Annotated in this window: 15 protein-coding genes and 2 pseudogenes; 11 read left to right on the top strand and 6 right to left on the bottom strand. The window is 67.6% G+C overall.

Going from position 1 to position 19,202, the window contains the following annotated elements; genetic code table 11:
- Window positions 1-192: 192 nt before the first annotated feature.
- A pseudogene (locus ACH4NX_RS34545) lies at window positions 193-1,093 on the top strand (tyrosine-type recombinase/integrase); the annotation flags it as partial.
- Window positions 1,094-1,229: 136 nt separating this feature from the next.
- Here the strand turns inward: ACH4NX_RS34545 and ACH4NX_RS34540 are convergent.
- The 3 genes from ACH4NX_RS34540 to ACH4NX_RS34530 form a co-directional block, all read right to left on the bottom strand.
- On the bottom strand, window positions 1,230-1,625 hold the full coding sequence (locus ACH4NX_RS34540) for a DUF5958 family protein (RefSeq protein ID WP_398129967.1): 396 nt from the start codon (window positions 1,623-1,625) through the stop codon (window positions 1,230-1,232).
- A 522-nt stretch (window positions 1,626-2,147) separates the two neighbouring features.
- Window positions 2,148-2,618 (bottom strand): NUDIX domain-containing protein, encoded by a 471-nt coding sequence (locus ACH4NX_RS34535; RefSeq protein WP_398129968.1) that lies wholly within the window; start codon window positions 2,616-2,618, stop codon window positions 2,148-2,150.
- Window positions 2,619-2,620: 2 nt separating this feature from the next.
- On the bottom strand, window positions 2,621-3,340 hold the full coding sequence (locus tag ACH4NX_RS34530; protein ID WP_398130001.1) for an XRE family transcriptional regulator: 720 nt from the start codon (window positions 3,338-3,340) through the stop codon (window positions 2,621-2,623).
- Window positions 3,341-3,613: 273 nt separating this feature from the next.
- Here ACH4NX_RS34530 and ACH4NX_RS34525 point away from each other — a divergent pair, with 273 nt between their 5' ends.
- Both ACH4NX_RS34525 and ACH4NX_RS34520 read left to right on the top strand, forming a co-directional pair.
- Window positions 3,614-3,865: a hypothetical protein gene (locus ACH4NX_RS34525; RefSeq protein ID WP_398130002.1), complete on the top strand. Its 252-nt coding sequence runs from the start codon at window positions 3,614-3,616 to the stop codon at window positions 3,863-3,865.
- Window positions 3,853-4,098, top strand: a complete 246-nt coding sequence (locus tag ACH4NX_RS34520) for a hypothetical protein (protein WP_004000830.1) — start codon at window positions 3,853-3,855, stop codon at window positions 4,096-4,098. The genes ACH4NX_RS34525 and ACH4NX_RS34520 overlap by 13 nt, the downstream gene beginning before the upstream one ends.
- A 585-nt stretch (window positions 4,099-4,683) precedes the next feature.
- Here the strand turns inward: ACH4NX_RS34520 and ACH4NX_RS34515 are convergent.
- Window positions 4,684-5,553 carry a GntR family transcriptional regulator gene (locus tag ACH4NX_RS34515; RefSeq protein WP_398129969.1) on the bottom strand — a complete coding sequence of 290 codons (870 nt, stop codon included), beginning with the start codon at window positions 5,551-5,553 and terminating at the stop codon, window positions 4,684-4,686.
- Between the two features lie 189 nt (window positions 5,554-5,742).
- Between ACH4NX_RS34515 and ACH4NX_RS34510 the strand changes: the two genes are divergently transcribed.
- The 8 genes from ACH4NX_RS34510 (at window position 5,743) to ACH4NX_RS34475 (ending at window position 11,586) form a co-directional block, all read left to right on the top strand.
- Window positions 5,743-6,096, top strand: coding sequence for a hypothetical protein (locus ACH4NX_RS34510; protein WP_398129970.1), 354 nt, complete (start codon window positions 5,743-5,745; stop codon window positions 6,094-6,096).
- Window positions 6,093-6,284: a hypothetical protein gene (locus tag ACH4NX_RS34505; RefSeq protein ID WP_398129971.1), complete on the top strand. Its 192-nt coding sequence runs from the start codon at window positions 6,093-6,095 to the stop codon at window positions 6,282-6,284. The genes ACH4NX_RS34510 and ACH4NX_RS34505 overlap by 4 nt, the downstream gene beginning before the upstream one ends.
- A 1-nt stretch (window position 6,285) precedes the next feature.
- Window positions 6,286-6,858, top strand: coding sequence for a hypothetical protein (locus ACH4NX_RS34500; RefSeq protein WP_398129972.1), 573 nt, complete (start codon window positions 6,286-6,288; stop codon window positions 6,856-6,858).
- Complete coding sequence (locus ACH4NX_RS34495) at window positions 6,804-7,700, top strand: FtsK/SpoIIIE domain-containing protein (protein WP_398129973.1); 897 nt, start codon at window positions 6,804-6,806, stop codon at window positions 7,698-7,700. Before ACH4NX_RS34500 ends, ACH4NX_RS34495 begins: the two co-directional genes overlap by 55 nt.
- A 39-nt stretch (window positions 7,701-7,739) precedes the next feature.
- Window positions 7,740-8,471 carry a DUF2637 domain-containing protein gene (locus tag ACH4NX_RS34490; RefSeq protein ID WP_398129974.1) on the top strand — a complete coding sequence of 244 codons (732 nt, stop codon included), beginning with the start codon at window positions 7,740-7,742 and terminating at the stop codon, window positions 8,469-8,471.
- A gap of 150 nt (window positions 8,472-8,621) precedes the next feature.
- A complete protein-coding gene (locus ACH4NX_RS34485) occupies window positions 8,622-10,052 on the top strand; it encodes a replication initiator (protein WP_398129975.1) in 1,431 nt (476 codons plus the stop codon).
- Entirely contained in the window at window positions 10,052-10,279 is a 228-nt protein-coding gene (locus ACH4NX_RS34480; RefSeq protein WP_398129976.1) for a helix-turn-helix domain-containing protein, read from the top strand. The genes ACH4NX_RS34485 and ACH4NX_RS34480 overlap by 1 nt, the downstream gene beginning before the upstream one ends.
- Window positions 10,279-11,586: a tyrosine-type recombinase/integrase gene (locus tag ACH4NX_RS34475; RefSeq protein WP_398129977.1), complete on the top strand. Its 1,308-nt coding sequence runs from the start codon at window positions 10,279-10,281 to the stop codon at window positions 11,584-11,586. Before ACH4NX_RS34480 ends, ACH4NX_RS34475 begins: the two co-directional genes overlap by 1 nt.
- Before the next feature lie 87 nt (window positions 11,587-11,673).
- On the opposite strand, the gene ACH4NX_RS34470 is transcribed toward ACH4NX_RS34475, so the two are convergent.
- Both ACH4NX_RS34470 and ACH4NX_RS34465 read right to left on the bottom strand, forming a co-directional pair.
- Window positions 11,674-12,162 (bottom strand): hypothetical protein, encoded by a 489-nt coding sequence (locus ACH4NX_RS34470; RefSeq protein ID WP_398129978.1) that lies wholly within the window; start codon window positions 12,160-12,162, stop codon window positions 11,674-11,676.
- Window positions 12,131-19,100 (bottom strand): annotated as a pseudogene (locus tag ACH4NX_RS34465) (polymorphic toxin-type HINT domain-containing protein). The gene ACH4NX_RS34470 and the pseudogene ACH4NX_RS34465 overlap by 32 nt, the downstream one beginning before the upstream one ends.
- Window positions 19,101-19,202 lie beyond the last annotated feature (102 nt).

The following is a 19,202-nucleotide window of genomic DNA, read 5'->3' as shown; positions in this document are numbered from 1 at the left end:
CGACGCTCGGGCCCTCGGCCTGCCCACCCTCAGCTCACGGCACGAAAACGGGCCACCGACTCCGTCGGCGGCCCATCACGAAACTTCGAAGCTAAGGGAGTTTCACAAAACCCGGAGCTTGACAGACAACAACATGAGGTGGCGCCTCGACCACAACGGGAGGCCGATCACCAGGAGCGGCCTTCAAACAGCAACGTCCGCACCTTCCTCGACGGACTCCGCGCCACCTGTCAGTGTTGCGCCCAGAAACGGGACTCCGTTCGGCGGTCTTGCTGCGCCATCGGCCAGTGCTGCGGAAAGCGGCTTTCGCCGCTGACCGTGACGTACGTCCATGCGGTCCTCAAGTCCGCGCTGGAACACGCCGTCCGCGAGGACGAACTGCCGCGCAACGTCGCCCGGAACGTCAAGACGACCGCGCCCCGGCCCAGGCGCTTCCAGCCCCTCACCGCCGCCGAAGCCCGGCAGCTTCTCCATGCGGCCAACGGTGACCGGCTTCACGCCCTGTACGAACTCGTTCTGCGCACCGGGCTCCGCAAGGGCGAACTTCTCGGCCTTCACTGGGAAGACCTCGACCTCGACGGCGGCACCGCGACCATCCACCGTTTCCTCCAGCGGACCCGCAGCCAGGGCCTGACCGTCCTGAACACCAAGACCCTGGCCTCCGAGCGCCGCATCACCCTCCCCACCGAATGCATCACCTCCCTCAAGATCCGCCAGGAACGGCAGCAGGAAGAGCGCCAGGTGGCCGGAACGGGCTGGACGGACAACAGGCTCGTCTTCACGACCGTGAAAAGCGGACCCCTCGACCCCGGTAACCTCACCGGCCGCTTCCGCCGCCTCCTCCAGGGCGCAGGCCTCCGGACGATCCGCTTCCACGACCTCAGGCACTCGACCGCCATCCTGCTCCTGGGAACAAGGCGTCGACCTCGTCGTCATCAAGGAACTCCTCGGCCACGCCCACATCGGCGTCACCGCCGGCGTCTACGCCCACGTACGCCTCCGCCTCCAACGGCAAGCCATCGACACCCTCGGCAGCATCCTCGGCCCGACCGACGCCCCGGATGACCCGCCCGCCGCAGCCGTCGTCCGCTGACGTTGCCGTCAGCATTGCCGTCAAATGCCCAGGAGCCCCCACCGAGTACCGACTCGGTAGGGGCTCCCAATCTGCATCCAAGCGAACTCAGAAATCCCCGGATACTCCCTTTACGAGGCACCGGGAACGTTGGCGCCTACGACAGGTTGTGCCAAGCGTGGCTGCATGATCCCTGGCACTGCGTCTCCCGCCGACGCGTGTCGGCCACCGCAAACGTAGAAATCAGGACTCGGAACGCCTTCAGGTATTCATGCTGAGGCAGTCTTTCGATCTTCCCTACTTGTTCGAGGATCGGCTCCCGAACAATTAGAACCGCAGGGGTCATGGTCGCCTTAACTCCTGATTTCTCGAGACCCTTACGCCCGTCATTCACAGTAACGTGCGCCTGCATCAGATAGAGAGCGATCTCATGCAGAACGGACTGCTGCTCCTCTGAAACCAACCCGGAGAACCACTCCACGCCCTCTTCGAGGGTGCGCACCTCCTGGGCGACTTCATTTATCACGCGCTCCGAGGCTCGCAATTCATTCACGCCTACCTCCCTCTGGGTGCGAAGACCACATATGGCCTATTCCTGTCCAATTCCGTGTACTGTTTGGCATTTGGGTTGTAGCTCTGGTAGAAGTCTCGGCCTCGTCCACTTCCACCCTCACCATCCCCCATCCCTTGAGGCAGGGAGTTCTTGACACTGCTACGAGACCGGGACGGTCCAGTGAGTATGTAATCCCAGTCAGAAGTCGGGTTGAGATTCCCGTTGCCCGCTCGACTCCCGACCACGATGATCGTCTGGTCTGTCTTGTCGGCCGCATTCTGTATGCGCTTCGCATCATTAGGTCTAATACCCGCATCTGACGGTGATCGAAAACCGGGTCCGCACCACCCATTGGAGTTATGGACTAGGACCGGAGTCTGCCCCGCCAGCACATAGTACGTGTGCTGCGCGGACCCCTCTACCTGCTTTTTCGCAGGTCAAGCGCAGTTTGCTGGTCCGGTGAAGTGCATGGGTGTCCGTGGTTGTGCGGGGTTGTTGCCGTCGCTACTGCCGTCAGACGATTCAGCCCAGGTACGGCTTCTCGCGCTGTTCCAGGAAGTGCTGGAGCCTGAGTCGTTGGGTGTGGTGCATCGGCAACTGCTCGATCTCTTCGGGCGGCACGAACCGGAGTTCGGTGGACTCGTCGGAGATTGCTAGTTGGCCGCCGGTGATACGGGCGGTGAAGCAGACGTTGAACTGGCGGCGGACCTCGCCGTCGGTGTAGGCGATGATGTGTTTCGGGTCGGTGTAGGTGCCGACCAGGCCGGTGATCTCGACGTCGAGGCCGGTCTCTTCCTTTACCTCGCGGACGGCCGTGCCTGGCAGGGAATCGGTGAGGTCCATGCCGCCGCCGGGCAGGGCCCACAGGTCGTTGTCGCGGCGGCGCTGGAGGAGGATGCGCCCGTGCTCGTCGGTGACGACGGCGGACGCGGCGACGACCATACTGTTCGGCTCGGGCGCGCTGGGGTCGTCGTAGTACTCGGTGCGGGCCACGGTCAGCCTTCCTCTCGTACGGGGGTCGCGGTCGTCCACACCGCGTCGAAGCTCTCGGCGTAGGTGTCGAACATGCCGCCTGTCTCGTGTCGGCGAAGATGCCAGACGGGGGCGGCGTACGCGTTGACGCCCCAGACATGGGCATTGACGAGTTGCTGGCCGTCGGCGCGGTAGAGGGAGTTGTAGAGCGTGGTGCCGTGGGAGCGGACTTCGATGCCGGGGGTGCCGGCGAGCGGCCTGTAGTGCATGAGGGCGAGGCGGCAGCGGGATTCGATGCCGTGGCCGAACCGCTCCTCCTGGCCGCGGGCTTGGACGTTGTCGCTGTCGGCGTCCCCGATCGCGATGCGGACGGTGCAGCCTTCGGCGGCGCGTTCGGTGAGGAGTTCGTTCAGCCGCGGGTACGCCTCGTGGAGGAAGACGGCCGCGTACACGAGGATGTCGATCCGCTCCCGGGCCTGGGCCATCAGATCGGTGAACACCGAGACGGGGAGGTCGGCCCGCTGCTCGTAGAGCGCCACCAACTCAGGGCTGATGGCGCGGGCGGGGCGGGCCTGGCGGAGCGCCGGCCAGAGTGCGTGCACGTCTTCTCCCAGGGCCTTGGCCGCCTGGAGAGCGGTGGCACGGCGTGGGATACGCCCGAGGTTCACCCAGCGCTCGACCGACTTGGGGTCGACCTCGACCTGCTGAGCGAGTGCGGCGTACGTCCAGCCTCCCGCCGCCATGACGGCTCGTAGTCTCTCGTTCGGCACGAGTCTCCCCCTTCGACTCAGGACGGCACCAGGGACGTTCTACATGGTGCAGGACGTCCCGGAGTGGGGTTTGGTGGAGGTTCCCTCGTCCCGGTGACCGGCGTGAGGATCGGTGCCGACCCCGCGGCACCAACAGACCCAGGGGCCCGCATCAACGCCGCCGAGGAGCGTCAACGTGCGAATGAGCGCCACCCCATGTGTTCCCGCCCTGCGACTGGACGCCCGGTCGCGCGCCGCCTCGCCGGGGTGGTCACGATGACGGCCCCCACCCCTGATGCCGACGGCCACACCGCCTCGCCCGATGCCGGCGCCCTGGTGGTCGACCGACGAAACGGCAAGGTGGGCGTGGTGATGGGGCATGTGGGACCGTACGTGCAGGTTCGGCCGCCGCGCGGTGGCCGGGAGTGGGACGTGCCGCCCGAGGACGTTCGTCTGCCGACTCCGACGGAGGAGTTGAGCGCGAAGGTGGCCGTGGCCAACCGGAGGTGGGGACGGTGACCCCTCGCTCGGTCCTGCGCTACGAGACCTGGACGCTCCAGCCCGACCGCGAGCCGGACGCGGAGCCGGTCCTGTACGCGATGCAGTGCGCCGTGGACGGAGAGACCTCACCGACAAGCGAGGACTTCGCCGAACCGCAGGACTGGGTACTGCGGCACTGCGGCCAGAACCCGTCCCACCACACCTACCGGGAGATCATCACCCGCCCCTGGCGGACCTGGCGCCAGACGTGACCCACCTCGCTCGCCCAAGCACCGCACCGCGCTGACCCACCCGACTCCCGCCCCTGCCGGGCGCAGCCGATCGAGGCTCCCCCGCACTCGTCAGCCCCGGCAGGGACGGGCCCTCACGTACCTGCCGTGCCCATGGTCATGAGGTTCTGGCGTAAGCCACAGAAAGTCAGCCACGACGGCGGGCGCGCCGACCGACCACCCGCCACGTGTGTCTCGCTCAACCCCGCACCGGCATCAGCCCAGTTATCTCCATCGTCACGGCCCCCAGCCAGGCAGCAAGCATGGGCGTCCGGGACGGCGCGAGCCCGCCGGGCGGCCTCTCAGGTGCCCGGCCAGTCTGCTGCCGAGCGGTTGGACCGGGGCTTCCGATTGGTAGTCCGGCCTACGCTCCCGGGCTCTGCGCGCCGAGTGGTCGGCGGCCGTCGCCAGCGGGGCGGCAGACAGGAGCGGGCGGCGGTCACCGACCGCCGACGCGCGGCGGCCCGCGTCAGCGGGACGCCCTTGATCAAGTAAAGAAACTCTGAACAGCTCACCCACCCGGTACAGTCCCATGGAACTCCCCTGGCTGAGCTGCCGGACTTCCCGTCAAGGGCGCTGCTGTCGCCGCTTCCTCGACTCGGCCAGTGCGGCCTCCAGCTTCTCGCGTGGCGACATGTCCGGGTCCGCATCGTCGTCGTGGAGGGCTGGCAGGAACAGGCCGCGTCGGCTCTTCTCGCGTTTGATCTTCCGGCGTTCGTTGAAGACTCGCTGGTGCTCCTCGCGGATCGTGGCCCATCGCTGGTCCAGCTCCGCTTCCCGTTCCAGCAGGTCGTCATCGGTGAGGTCGGCGAACTCGGCGGCGGAGGCGCGGGCCTCGCGGTCGACTTGTTCCCGTAGCAGGTAGTTGGTGATCGGCCCGTGGTGCTTGCCCGGCTCCGGAGCCGGGCGTACGAAGACGCCGCGCCCCTTGACCGCATACACGAGCCCTGCCTGCTTGAGGCTCCGGTAGGCGTTCTGCGCGGTGGAGTTGGCGACCTGGAACCGCTCCTGGATCTCACGGGCCGGGGGCAGCTGGGAGCCGGGCGGATAGGTGCCTTCCTCGATCTCGCGGCGGAGGATGTCGGCCACCTGAACGTACGGCGGGCGGCTGTCTTCGTTGCGGATGAGGTCGACCGGCCAGTCCGGGCCTTCGGACTCGGCGTCGCCGTGGTCGTCGTCAGCTGGGCCGGCGCTCTGGCCTGCGGAGGCGCTGACGTAGCTGCCCCGACCGAGCTGGGAGTAGACGAGTCCTTCCTGCTTGAGCACGCGCAGGGCGTTTTGGACGGTGGAGCTGGAGACGCCGAAGCGGTCCCGCAGCACGTTGGCCGAGGGCAGGCGCTCGCCGGGGCGGAACTCGCCGTTCAAGATCGCGTCCCGCAGCGCCTCGGCAGCCTGGAGATACGGCGGCCGGGAGTCCTCGTCCAAGGGCAGGGTCATGCCACCCACGGTATCGCCAGCCAGCCGTAGCGCTACAGGCACATCCACGCGTTCCCCGCCTGATCGCCTCACAACCTGAGCGTCTTCACGACCTAATCGACCTTGCAAGTTGAGCGATGATCTCCTTATGCTCCTTGATGCTCCTTGCGAGCCGATCAAGCGGCTCCATCGATCAAGGGGTGTGATGGCATGGCCATGTCTCGAATCCGGGTTGCTCTGCTGCCGTCGGCGGTGTGCATCGCGGGCACCGAGCCGGTGCTGAAGATCAAGGACCAGCAGACCGGGGAGGTCGCCACCGACCGGGAGACCGGCGCGTCGCTGTACACGGTGACTGTGATGCTCATGGAGGACGGCCGGGCCGAGGTCCTGAAGATCACCGCCCCGGAGACGGGCCTGGCTGCCGGGCTGAAGCCGGGCGTAATGGTCCGGCCGGTGGAGCTGTTCGCCACCCCGTGGGCGCGGATCTTCAACGGGCAGCTCTCCGACGGCGTCGCCTACCGCGCCGCCCGCCTCGAACTGGTCACGGCGGAGGCCGCCCAGTGACCGGCTTCGGCCGGCAGGGGCCGCAGCGGGAGCTGCATGCGCTGCGGCCCCTGCCGGGCACCGAGGGCAAGGCCACGTTCTCCGCGTCCGGTGCAGTGCTCGCCAGGCTCGGCCTGACCCCGGCGGACGCGGCCGGGTTCGACCTGGCCGACGTGCTTCACCTGATACGCGCGACCGAGGGGGACTGACGTGGAGAACCTGACCGATCACTCGCCGCAGGTGTTGCTGGTCGTGGCCGTGCTGGTCAGTCTGACGCTGCTGCTGGTCATGGTGCGCTACGCACGCGCCGACCGGGGCACGCGGGTCAGCATGCGGCAGGCCGTGCGGGTGCGCTGGGGCTGGGTGCGCCTGGCGCGGATGGCCGGACTGACGGTCACCGACAAGACGCCGGGCCTGCTAGCGCAGCTCACCGCCCAGAAGGACAGTCCCGCCCCTGCGCCCCGGGTGCTGACTCCCAGGATCAAGGTCAAGCCGGACCGGTTCGGCGTGATCGTCCGGGCCAGGACCCTGCCGCAGGTCGGGCTGGAGGAGTACCAGAAGGCGGCACGCTTCCTGGCGGACGCCTGGCGGTGCACGCGGGTCTCCGTCCTGCCGGACGGCCCCGGCAAGGTAGTGATCCGTGGCGTGCGCTCCGACCCGTTGACCACGCCGACCAAGCACCGGCCACCGGCCACCCGCCGGAGGATGTCGCACGCTGGGAACTGGGAGTGGACGAGTACGCCGCACCAGTGTGCGTGTCTCTGGCAAACGTGCCTAGGGTGACGGTGGCCGGCACACCCGGCGCGGGCAAGACCTCGACAGTCAACAAGTTCGTCTGCGACCTCGCGCCCTCACCGGCCGTGCAGATCGTGGGCTTCGATGGGAAGGTGTCGCGGGCCGAAGAGGGCGACTACGCAGACCTGGTCAAGCGGATGTTCGCGTTCTGCGGTGACGACCTGGACGAGGCCAACGCGCTGTTCAAGCGCCAGGTTCAGCTGCGTCGGCGGCGGTCGTCGGTGATCCGGGATGTGCTGGGCGTGAAGAACATGTGGCACGTCGGCCCCTCGCGGCTGTGGCCGCTCACGGTGGTGCTCATCGATGAGGCGCACACGTTCTTCCGCGAGTACAAGGGCAGCGACGCCGAGACGAAACGTTTGGCCGCGCTGACGGCGGAGAACGCCCGGCTGGTGGAGGACCTAGTCAAGAAGGGCCGCAGCGTCGGCATCCTGACCATCCTGATCAGCCAGAAGACCACGGGCGATGCCATCCCGACGTTCATCCGCGACGTGTGCCCGGTGGGGCTGTCGTTCGCGCAGAAGACGGTGGAAGCCGCGGTGGCCGCACTCGGTGACGACATCCGCAACTGGCCCGATGCCAGCCCGGTCACCTTGCAGGACCCCGCCTATGTCGGAGTCGCGGTGATGGCGATGCAGGGCCGTCCCGGCTTCACCCGCATCCGCACCCCGTACGTCTCCGACGCAGACGCCGCCCGTATCGCGGAAGCCACCTCCCACCTGACCGCCGACCCCGCCCTGTGCCTGGACGCCCTCCTCGACACCACCGGCCACACGAACCCCGACGACGACGGGCCGGACGGTACGTCCGTCTCCCTGGGCAAGTCCTGAACGCCCCCGATCCCGACGCCCTGACAGGAGGTCCCGCGCATGGCGGAGGAACGGTTCACCCGGCACACCGTGACCGTGGTCATGGCGGTCATCGCGGCCCTGGCCTTCGTCTTCTCCTTCGGCAACGTCTGGGCGCTCGCCCTGCGGCTCGGCGTCCCCCGCCCCATCGCCCCGCTGATCGCCCCCATGGTGGACCTGTCCGTCGTCGGCCTCCTGGTCGCCCTGCGGTTCCTCGCCCTGCGCGGCGTCCCCGGCCACGACCTGAAGGCCGGCACCCGACTGCTGCACCTGTGCGGACTGCTCACCCTCGCCCTCAACACCGCCGAACCCCTGCTCACAGGACGCTACGGACGCGCCTGCCTGGACACCGTCGCCCCGCTCCTGCTGCTCGGCTGGGGACACGTCGGCCCCGCCTTCCTCACCCAGTTCCACACCCTCACCCACCCCACCGAGAACCAGGAAACCACCACCCCCGTCTCCGGACCGGTGCCCGACGAAGCACCCACACCCCCGACGCCCACCCCGGTCACTGCGGTCTCCGCTGACGAGGAACCGCAGACCGCTCCAGCTCCGACCTCCGCTCCGCCCGTCGTCGCCAAGACGGCTCGGCCCGCTTCCGGCCAGGCCCTGCCTGTCGCCCTGCTGGACGCGGCTCGGCGCATCGCGGACACCCACCGCACCGAACACAACGTGCCCATCACCGCCGCCCAGTTGGGCCAGCGCATGGGTATCGCGCTGCCGGTCGCCACCGCTGCCCTCGCTCAACTCTGAGCCCCCGGCCCCACCACCCGCACCACCGCTCTCTGACCCTCGCCCGCCCCCTGGGCCCGGTTCGTCATGCCCCGAGCAGCATCAACACGCCCTTCCACCTGGCTGGTTGCTGCTCGGGGCCGCCCACCCGACAGAAGGGACACGCCCCCAATGGTCACCCTGGACCTGCGCCACGTGGCAAGCCCCGCCGTACGGGACCTGCTCCACCTCATCAACCAGCCCGACTTCGACCGCGCCCAGCAGCAGATCGAACGTCTCGGCGGCTGCGCCGAACCCGTTCGCCTGACCGGCCAGAGCGCCACCGTCGACACCACGACCGGCGAGGTACTGCGCTCCTACGCCTCCTCCGACGAGCCCATGGGCAGCCTGCTCACCGGGTGCGGCAACCGCCGTGCCTCCCGCTGCCCGGCCTGCTCCCGTCTCTACGCCGCCGACACCTACCACCTCATCCGCGCCGGCCTCTCCGGCGGCAAGACCGTGCCCGACACCGTCCGTACCCACCCCCGCGTCTTCGCCACCCTCACCGCCCCCTCCTTCGGCCCCGTCCACAACCGTCCCGACGCCCGGCCCTGTCGCTGCAGCACCCGCCACGACCTCACAGACCCGCTACTCGGTACGCCGCTGAACCCGGCGACATACGACTATGCGGGCGCGGTTCTCTTCAACGCCCACGCTGGAGCCTTGTGGGCGCGCTTCACCACCTACCTGCGCCGCGAACTCGCCGTCCGGCTCGGCCTGACCCAGAAGGCCGCCCGCACGGTTCTGCGGGTGTCCTTCGCCAAGGTCGCCGAGTATCAGAAGCGCGGCCTGGTCCACTTCCACGCCGTGATCCGGCTCGACGGCCCCGACGGCAGCACCCAGCCCCCGCCCCCGGCCGCCACCGGCGCCGTGCTCACCGACGCCATCAGGGCCGCCGCACCCCGCGCCCGCCTCTCCGTCGTCTCGGACGTGATCGGGGAACGCGAACTTACCTGGGGCCAGCAGCTCGACGTACGCGAGATCGCCGCCTTCGGCACCGACAGCGAACTCACCGACCAGGCCGTGGCCGCCTACGTGGCCAAGTACGCCACCAAGTCCGCCGACGCCACCGGCACTCTCGACCGCTCCTTGTTCTGCCGCCCCTGCCAGGGGCGCGCAGCCACCCTCCTGCCCCACGGAACCTCGCTCCCCTGCACCGCCTGCGACGGAACCGGACAGGCCCGGCCGCTGCCCCGCCTCCCCGTCGCCCAGCACATGCGGCAGATGATCCGCACCTGCTGGGAGCTGGGCAGGCTGCCGGAGTTCGCCCACCTGAAGCTCTGGAAGTGGGCGCACATGCTCGGCTTCCGTGGCCACTTCTCCACCAAGTCCCGCAGCTACTCCACCACCCTCGGCGCGCTCCGCGAGACCCGCCGGGCCTGGCGCACCGAACAGGCCCGCGCCCACGCCGGACTGCCCGAGTCCGACCCGGCGACCACGCTCGTCGTCGGCCACTGGGACTACCTCGGCTCGGGCTACAGCCCCGGCGCGCGACTCCTCGCCGCTGGCGTTTGGCACCGCAAGGAACTGGCACGGCAGATCACGGCCGAAGGCGGTAGCTGATGACCACGCCTCCCTCTGCAGTCCTTCACCCCGCGCTGAGTCCGGCGCAGGAACTGCTGACGGTGCCCCAGGTGATGGACCGCCTCCAGCTCGGCCGCTCTGCCGTCTACGACCTGCTCCGCACCGGTCAACTCGCCTCGATCACCCTCGGCCGCGCCCGCCGCATCCCCACCCACGCCCTCACCGACTTCATCCGCACGCGCCTCGAACAGGAAGCCGCCGCCTGATGACCACACCCCGCGACACCCCCGCCTCCCGCCGCGTCCGCGCCAACGGCGACGGAACCGTCTACCAGCGCAAGGACAGCCGCTGGGAGGCCGCCGGATACGTCCTCGCACCCGGCAACACGCGCAAGCGCATCCGCGTCTACGGCACCACCCGCAAGGAGGCCCTGGCCAAGCTCACCGAGAAGATCGCCAACAGTAACCGCGGCCTCCCCATTCCGTCCGCGCAGGGCAGCGTAGCCGCGTACCTGACGTACTGGATCGACGCTGTCGCCGTCCACCAGCTCCGCGAGAACACCCACACCCGCTACACCGCCGTCGCCCGGCTCTACCTGATCCCCGGCCTCGGACGGAAGAAGCTCGCCAAGCTCACCGCCAAAGACGTCCGCACCTGGCTCAACCAGCTCCGCACCACCTGCCAGTGCTGCACCCGCCGCCTCGACGCCGACCGCGACGAGCCCCGCTGCTGCGCTGCCGGAAACTGCTGCTCCAAGCGGCTCTCACCGCTGACCCTGGCCTACGTGCACTCCGTGCTCAAGTCCGCTTTGGAGCACGCGGTGCGTGAAGAGGAAATCCCGCGCAACGTCGCCCGTAACGTCCTCACCGGCACGCCCCGGCCCCGCCGCTTCGAACCCCTCACCGGCGACGAAGCGCGCAGCTTCCTGGCTGCCACCAGCGGTCACCGGTTGCAGCCTCTGTTCGAACTCGCTCTGCATACCGGCCTCCGCAAGGGTGAACTCCTCGGACTGCGCTGGGAAGACCTCGACCTGGCCGGCGGAACCGCCAGCATCCGCCGCACTCTCCAGCGCACCAGCTCCAGCGGCTTGACCGCCCTCCCGACCAAGACCAAGAGCTCCGAACGGCGCATCGCCCTGCCGACGCCGTGCTTGCGCTCACTCGAACAGCAACGCAACCGGCAACTCCAGGAACGCGAGGCGGCGGGGACGGGCTGGAAGGACAGCAGCTACGTTTTCACCCGTCCCGACGGCGCCCCGATCGAAGGGTCCACCCTCACCCGGCACTTCAACACCCTGCTCGACCGGGCCAGACTCCGCCGCATCCGGTTCCACGACCTCCGCCACTCGGCGGCGACCCTCCTCCTGGAACAAGGAGTGGAACTCGTCGTGATCAAGGAGCTGCTGGGGCACGCCCACATCGGCGTCACCGCCACCGTCTATGCTCACGTCCGGCTCCGCCTCCAACGCGACGCCATCGACCTCCTCGGACACGCCCTCCGCGCTCCCGCCGAAACCGGCAACCGGCCCGACGACGGCCACGAACCGCCGCTCTGCGCAGCCCCCGTCCGCTGACGTTGCCGTCAACTACTGCCGTCACGCCACGCTGAAGTCCCGCCAGGCACCGCCTGACGGGACTTCAGATTCGCGTGTGCACGTGAGCTACTGGCCCCCGATGGACTCGCGGAACCGCCGCACCTGAGAGATGGTCGTCGACCACTCAGAAATTTGGTTCCCGTCCTCGTCAACCAAACTCCGAGCCTCGACATATCGCCAAGGCTCTTGCGGATTGAACTGCTCTTCGAGGCCATCCAGGAAGATGATCGAGTTTTGCACGTAGACATCTTCCCCTTCCCGGTAAATAGGCCAGCAGAAGATGAAGTTAGCGGTCTCCGGGTCCGTGATCGAAGAGATGAGGCACGAGGTCGAATTCTTGCTCGCCTCAAGCTCCCTCAGGGCTCTCTCCCAACTTCGAGAGTAGTCACTCACAGTCCAGAAGCTCAGATCCATCGGGAATGATTCCGAGAAATTCCCGACTGTGACCCTACCGGCGGCCTCGGAAGGCGACGAGACGCCGCCCTCCGAGGCAGGATCACCGACCACTTCGATCGCGAATCGATTATTCCTTGAGGTAGTTGAGGTCTGGGTCATAAGTACCGATCCGTTGGCCCTTGCGATTGAACATCTTCCAGCCGCCCGACACATTATGCCCGTCAACATCCGGCGTGATGTAGTTCTTCCCGTTCGAGAAGACCACCTGACCGTGCGAATTGAACGGAGCCTTTTGCGCAGGGATTCTCTGCCCATACCCAAGGGCTCCCGCCCTATCCCGTACGGTTCCGGCGTACAACTCCCGGTTCTGCGCACTCCGCCCGGCTACCGAGTCCGGATGATACGGATCACCCTTGAGCGCCGGGGAGGAGGTGTACCCCTCAGGAAGATCACAGTTGCTGTTGTGAACGAGCACCGGTGTCTGACCAGCGAGTACATAGTACGTGTGAAGGTCATCGACAGTCAGGTTGTACGTAGTGGCGTGACTGGTGTAGGCCTTGTTTTCCGTGACGAGAACCGTGCCGCCATCGTCGGTGAGCAGTGTCATACCGGCGATGAGATCGCCGGCTTCTACCCAGGACTCTTCCGACGGGGACCAGAACGGGTGCTCGTAGGTGGCTGTGAGTTTTTCGACGCCGTCTTCGGCCGCTATCGACAGGACGTTGAAGTGCTTGTCGTCCTCGGTCTTGATGAGGCGAGTGACCTTCCTTGGCCCTTCTTCGCCAGTTTCCGGGTTCTTGGCCATAACCTCATCGCCAAGCCGGACATCTTCGATGTCCTTCATCTTTCCGTCGGCCATCAAGATGTCGGTGCCTGCCAGGAAGCACTTACAGGATCCGCCCTTAAAGCCTCGCCCAACGCCCTTCCCTGGCCCTTCTGCGGAAAAGCCAGCAGCGGCTGCAGAGCCTGCCCATGCCCACATTAGTTCCTTCTTGGAGGGGCATTTTACGAGATGACAGGAATCCAGCAGAGCTGAGTAGATGTCGCTACGAACGTACGGGACATCCGCATTCAATACATAGTGGTCAAGCCCGTAATCGGTGAGGCCGAAGAGCTGACTGTAGAAGGCCTGTACGAACTCGTTCTTGTCTTTCCAATGTGCAGGAATGGCCGCCGTAGGAAGCAACTGGATATAGCCATCATAGTTGACATCCGTGCCCGTTCCGTTGCCCTCAGCCCTCCAATCAGCCGGTCCGCAATGACTGTTGCAGGGATGCTGAGTTTTGGGGGGACCACCGTATGTGCCTTCGTTGGGCACCCCGACTCCTTGTGACCCGTCGGGGCGTTTCGGGCAGCTTTCCGAAGCTCCGCCGGCTCCGCCGCAGGCGAGGCCCATGCCGGTGGGGTCGGAGTAGAGGAGGGGGTTCTGTGCCCCGTAGCTGTAGCCGTTGAGGGTCTGGGGTCTGTCCGTTTCCAGCAGTGGGTCGACGCTGATGAACTGCCCGATGCTGGGGTCGTATTCGCGGGCGTCGATGTGGGTGAGGCCGGTGGTGGTGTCGCGGGTTTTGCCGAGGAATCCCTTGTCGTCGGGCCAGGGGCCGTACTGGGGTTTGCCGCGGTCGGCGCCGAAGGGGGTGGTGTAGCGCTTGGTGAAGGCGAGGGTGCTGTCTCGGTTGATGGCCAGGTGAGAGGTGCCGTGATGGTCACTGACGAGGTAGGTGACCTTGGGGGCGCCGCCGGTTTGGTTGGAGCGCATGGCGGCGGTGATGCCGTCTGCGGCGTAGTAGCGCTGGGCCCAGGTGGTGCCGTCGGCGCGGAGGTGGAGTTCGGTGGCGCCGGCGTAGAGGACGCGTTCGCCGTTTTCGGTGGTGCGGATGAGGAGGGTGCCGTCGGCGCTGTAGAGGTAGTCGGTGGACTGGCCGTCCTGGGTGAGGCGGGTGAGTTTGCCTTCGTCCGACCAGGTGAGGTTCTGGGTGGTGTTGTCGGCTGTGCCGGGGCGCCTGGTGGTGTTGCCGGTGGTGTCGTAGGTGTAGGTGCGTTCGGGGGTGGTGCAGTCGGTGCTGGTGGTGGTGCCGGTGAGGGTGTGGGGCTGGTTTTTGTTGGTGTAGCAGTAGGTGGTTTTGGTGCTGTTGGTGTTGGTGTGCTGGGTTTCGGTGGTGCGCTGGCCTGCGGTGTTGTAGGTGTAGCTGGTCCAGTAGGGGGCCGGTCCCGACAGTGCGGTGGTGCTGGGGGTGTCGGTGCAGTTCTGGGAGGTGGGGGTCCAGGCTTCGGTCAGGCGCTGGTGTGCGTCGTAGGTGAAGCACTGGGTGTCGGCGCTGGTGGTGCCGCCGAGGGTGGTGTTGTCGCGGATCTGGGTGACGTTGCCGGTCTGGTCGTAGGTGTAGGTGAGGTCCTGGGGCCGGTAGGGGTGGATTTCGTCCTGGACGTAGCGGTGGGTCAGGCGGCCGGTGCCGGTTTCGAATTCGTTGGCTATGAAGAGGCTGGTGGCGCCGGTGCCCAGGGTCAGCCTTTGCGGTTGGGACAGGGCGGAGTATTTGATGTCGGTGAGGTAGGTGCCGATCGAGGTCAGGTTGCCCAGGGCGTCGTACGTGTACGAGGTTTGCTCGTCGGACAGGCCGCCGAGCGCGGGTTCCCTGGTGCTTTTCACCGCACCAGGAATGTTGTAGGCCGTGGCGAACTCGAGCGTGGCGGGTTGTCCGGCCTTGACGAAGGGGTCGTTGTCGGGCAGGCGTAGTTCGGTGCGGGTGGCGCGGCCCATGGTGTCGTGGGCGGTGACGGCCTGGGTGTAGGCGTCTCCGTTCTTGCCGCCGACGTAGCGGGTGGAGTCGGTGGGCTGGCCCTTGAGGAGGGTGTCGTAGGTGTAGCTGGTGAGCTGGTTGGCGTCGGTCTTGGTGCCGGCCCAGGTGGCGGTGGGGCGGCCGAGTTCGTCGTAGGCGCTCAGGATCGACTTGCCGCGGGAGTCGGTGGTCTTGATGACCTGGTCGAGGGTGTTGTACTGGGTGGTGGCTTTGCCCTTGTCGGGGTCGTCGGCGCTGGTCTGGCGGCCGAACAGGTCGTAGCCGTAGGACCAGGTGGCGCCGTCGGGGCCTGTGATGGTCTGCTGCCGGCCGCCGGGGGCGTAGGTGAACTTGGTGGAGGTGTAGGTGGCGCCGGGGCCGGCGCCGAAGTCGGCGTCAGCGGGATTGACCCCGGTGTAGGAGCGGGTTTCGGTGGTGCGGCCGCGGATGTCGGTGAGGGTGCGCTGGGCTGAGCCGCCGTCGAGGGCGGTAGTGGCGGTGGAGTCGCCGGTGTAGCTGGTGGTGGTGGCCCACTTCTTGACGCCCTTGACGTACAGGGTGTTGGTGGTGGGCCGGCCGGCGCCGTCGAAGACGGTCTCCGTCTGCTGGGGTACACGGCCGTACTCGGCGCGCGAGTAGGTGCCGTTGGGCGTGCTGGCGCTATCAAACATGTCCGCGTAGGTCTCGTAGGCCAGGCCGCGGGTGTCGTACCGGGTGTCGGTCAGCAGCCGCCCGCCGTTGGGGGCCGGTGACTGGGTCTGCAGCGGCCGCAGAAGCGCGTCGTAAAGGCTGTAGCTGGTGCTGTAAGTCTCGCTGTCGGTGGTCAGCGTGGAGGACGACACCCAGGACGGCTTGGTGTTCTCGAGGTGATAGGCGAACTTGACGCTCGGGCCCTGGCTGCCGCTGCGGTTGGGCAGCCACACGCCGGTGAGCCGGCCGAGTGCGTCGTACTTCTGCTCGGTGAGCTTGTGGTTGATGTCGACGGTCTGCCGGGCCAGGCCTCGGCGGGGGTCGAGGTAACTGTACGAGCGGTAGCCCTTGGGGTCGGTCGAGACCGTTCTGGTCAGCGGCCCGGCGTCGGCGGGGACGTATGCGGTGGAGGTGGTGCGGCCTGCGGTGTCGGTGACGGTCAGGGGGCGGCCGAGAGCGTCGTAGGTGGTGGTGGCGGTGGTCTGCCAGCCGGAGGGCAGGCGCTGGCCGTCACTGCCGGCGGTGGCGGTGTAGCCGGTGGCGCGGCCGGTCCAGGTGATCTGGCCCTTGGTGGGCTTCTGGGTGGCCAGCCAGGTGGTGGCGTCGGCCTTGTCGTAGACGGCCGCCGTGTCGGCCAGTACGTCGCCGCTGGTGCTGCTGTTGGCGGGCAGGTTCAGGCTGGCGTCGGTGACCGAGCACTGCTTGGCGACAGTGCGGGTGCGGGAGACCAGGCTGGTGATGCCCGCCTCCGGGTTGCGGGCGTACCAGGTGTAGGTGCAGGTCTCGTCGCCGCCCAGGCCGGCCTGGCCCCAGTCGTCGGCGGCGTACACCATGCCGAGGTCGTCGTACTTGTGGCCGGTGGTGTGGGTGCGCCAGGTCTTGGAGCCGGTGAGGTAGGTGCTGGTGTAGGTGGAGGAGTTGCGGACCCACAGCGCGGTGTGGTCGGTGGCGTCCGGGACCGTCTGGGTGGCGGTGTTCTTGTAGGTGTAGTTCTTGAAGACGCTGCTGATGGGCTGGCTGCCGTTGTAGGTGACCTGTTGGCGCAGCGCGCCCTTGTAGCGGTCACTGTCGGTGGCGGCGGAGAAGTCGACGTCCGTGTCGAGCAGCGGCTCGATGGTGACGGACTTGGTCGTGCCGTCTTTCTTCTTGTCGCCGTGCATGCCCTGCAGGTAGAGGGAGACGGTCTTGGAGCGGGTTGTGCCGGCGGCGCCGGTGTATGCGGTGACCTGGCGGTAGCCGCGCCAGTCCGACCAGGTCCGCTCGTCCTTCGGTGTGAAGGGGTCGTCGTTGTGGTGCCAGGCGGCGCCGCTGTAGGAGTAGGCGTACTCGACGGCGGGATTGCCAGCGGCCGCGTCGTGTACCGAGACGGCGGTGACGCGGTACTTGTGGAACCAGTCGATCGCCGCGTCCTCAGACCCGTTGATGTGCCAGTACTGCGGGTAGCAGGAGCGGGTGTTGGTGTCCGGCGCCGCGCCCAGGACCTCGCTGCGCTTGCACTCCGGCAGCGTCAGGGTCACTTCGGTGATCGCGCCGGTCTCGGAGGTGACGGTGGAGATGCGGGGGCGGGTCAGGGGCAGGATGTCGTCGGTGGCGTCGACCCGGTTCGGGCGCATCTGGTAGGTGAAGGTGATCGGGTCGACCGTGATGCTGGTGTCGCCGGCCTTCGCGGTCCGCTTGAGTGACTTGAGGGTGAGGACCTGGTCGGAGCTGTCGCCGATGTCACCGCCGTCCAGGTACTCCTCGGTCAGCGCCCAGGAGTCCACCGGGTCGTAGGTGCTGCCGGCGGCGTCGTAGGAGAAGGTGTCGATGCCGGTCAGCCGTTTACGGGTGAAGAAGGAGGGGCCGGCCGCGTCGCATTCGTCGTCGTCCTTGGAGCAGATCGCGTCGAACGGCACGTCGGGCCAGTTCTCCGCGGTGTCCTTGGTCAGGCTGTCGCAGTCGGAGGCGGTGCAGCGCTCGGCGTAGGTGAAGGTGACCTTGGCGTCCGGCTTGTCGGTGAACAGGGCGTCCTGGCGCAGGCCGTACTCGATGCGGTTGAGGTAGCCGCCGCGGATGTAGGAGGTGCCGGCCTTGGTGGCCTTGTTCTTCTTGTAGTAGTTCGATTCCTTGGTGTACCAGTACGTGGACGCGTTGCCGCGGGTGTCTTCGATGTAGTCGAGGTTCCAGCGCCAGGCCTGGGTCAGGGCGCGGTCGGCGAAGGAGTCACCGGCGCTGTGGCCGGGTTCGCCAGAGTCGTCGCCGAAGATGGGGACGGTCCAGGTGGAGTTGGTGCGCTGGGTGCCGGCGCCGTCGAGTTTGTTCTTGCCGAAGACGTACTTGGTGCCGTCGCCGGTGGTGACGGTCCAGTACTCGCCGTTGTCGTCGCCGTTGTCGGCTCCGGTGGAGCGGGTCACGGTGGAGGCGTCGTCGTCGGCGAGGTGCCATTTGCCGCTGTCGTTGTCCTTGACCAGGCGGGTCGACTTGCCGTTGAGGACCAGGCTCGCGTTGTCGTACTTCCAGCACTGGTCGTAGACGTCGTCGTGGCCGTCGTCGTCGCAGGAGCCGTAGGTGCGGGTGATGTAGGACTCGGTGAGGGTGAAGCCCTCGCCGATCGTGGTGGTCTGGTTGTTGGTGGTGGCGGTGCGGCCGTCGACGCTGCCGGAGTCGTAGGACAGGGACAGGGGCGGCACGGGGCCGGCCGCGGCGGGTGGCAGGGTGAAGTCGTGGGACCAGGTGAAGGCGCCGGAACTGCCGCCGGAACTGCCAGGACGAGGACTCCGACAGCTTCGTCGCCGAGTAGTCGCCGGCTCCCTTGGGTGACTGGCCCGATCCTGCGGAGGCGGCGGTGACCGCCAGCACCGTCGCGCCGGACGCGGCGCTCTTCGCCTCGCCGAGCAGCTGGGTGGACGGGCCGTTCTGTGCTGCCTGTGTGAGAGCGACCTGCGCGGAGACGGTCTGGTTGTCGAGGTCGTTGTCCGACGGCAGCGGCGTCTGCTCGCGGCACTCCGTCTTGTGCGGGGTCGTCAGTGCACAGGACGGCAGTTGCACGATCCGCAGGCGTTGGGACCAGCCGCCGCCGATGGCGGAGGCGAACGCGGAGTAGTCGACGCTCAGGTCGGCCGAGCCCGGACTCTGCGCCGCTGCCGTCAGCAGGACGCCGGTGACGCCTGCCTTGCGGGCTGCCTCCTGGTCCAGGACGGTGATCCGCGCCGTGCCGGTCGCCGCCGAGGCCGAGGCCGTCGAAGAGCGCTGCTTGGTGGACGTTGCCGGTTTCAGGGTGACGGGGACACCGGCCGGTTCGGCGGTGCGCCGCGTGTCGGGCTTGAGGGTGAGGGACGCGGTGCCGTTCTTGGGCCAGTCGGCCTTCCGCTCCTCACTCGCCTGCTTGGCCAGGGCGGTGTTGGCCTTGCGGTCCTTGGCGACCTTGGCACGAGCCTTCTTGGCGCCGGGCCCGTCGAATTCCTTGACCTTGGTCGCCGGTGTCCCGGGGACGTCGGGTCGTCCCAGGCCGTCTGACTCAACGGCCTGTGCCACCTGGGCCAGGCCGGTGGGCACGACGAGTGCCAGAGCCAGCGACTGCGCCAGCAGCCGGCCCGCTCTGCGCCGAGTCCCCTCCCCACGCCGCTTTGAGGTGCCTCTGCCAAAGACCATGGTTCCCGCCCCACCCATTTCCTGAATCTCGAGAAGTCCCGCACGCTGGTCGCAGCCCGGCGTCGGGCCTGCCGCGCTTTTCGTCCAGTGAGGACAGCCGCC

The organism is Streptomyces sp. NPDC017225, from assembly GCF_044331465.1.
GTDB lineage: Bacteria > Actinomycetota > Actinomycetes > Streptomycetales > Streptomycetaceae > Streptomyces.
This window is presented reverse-complemented; position numbering and strand designations above follow the sequence as displayed.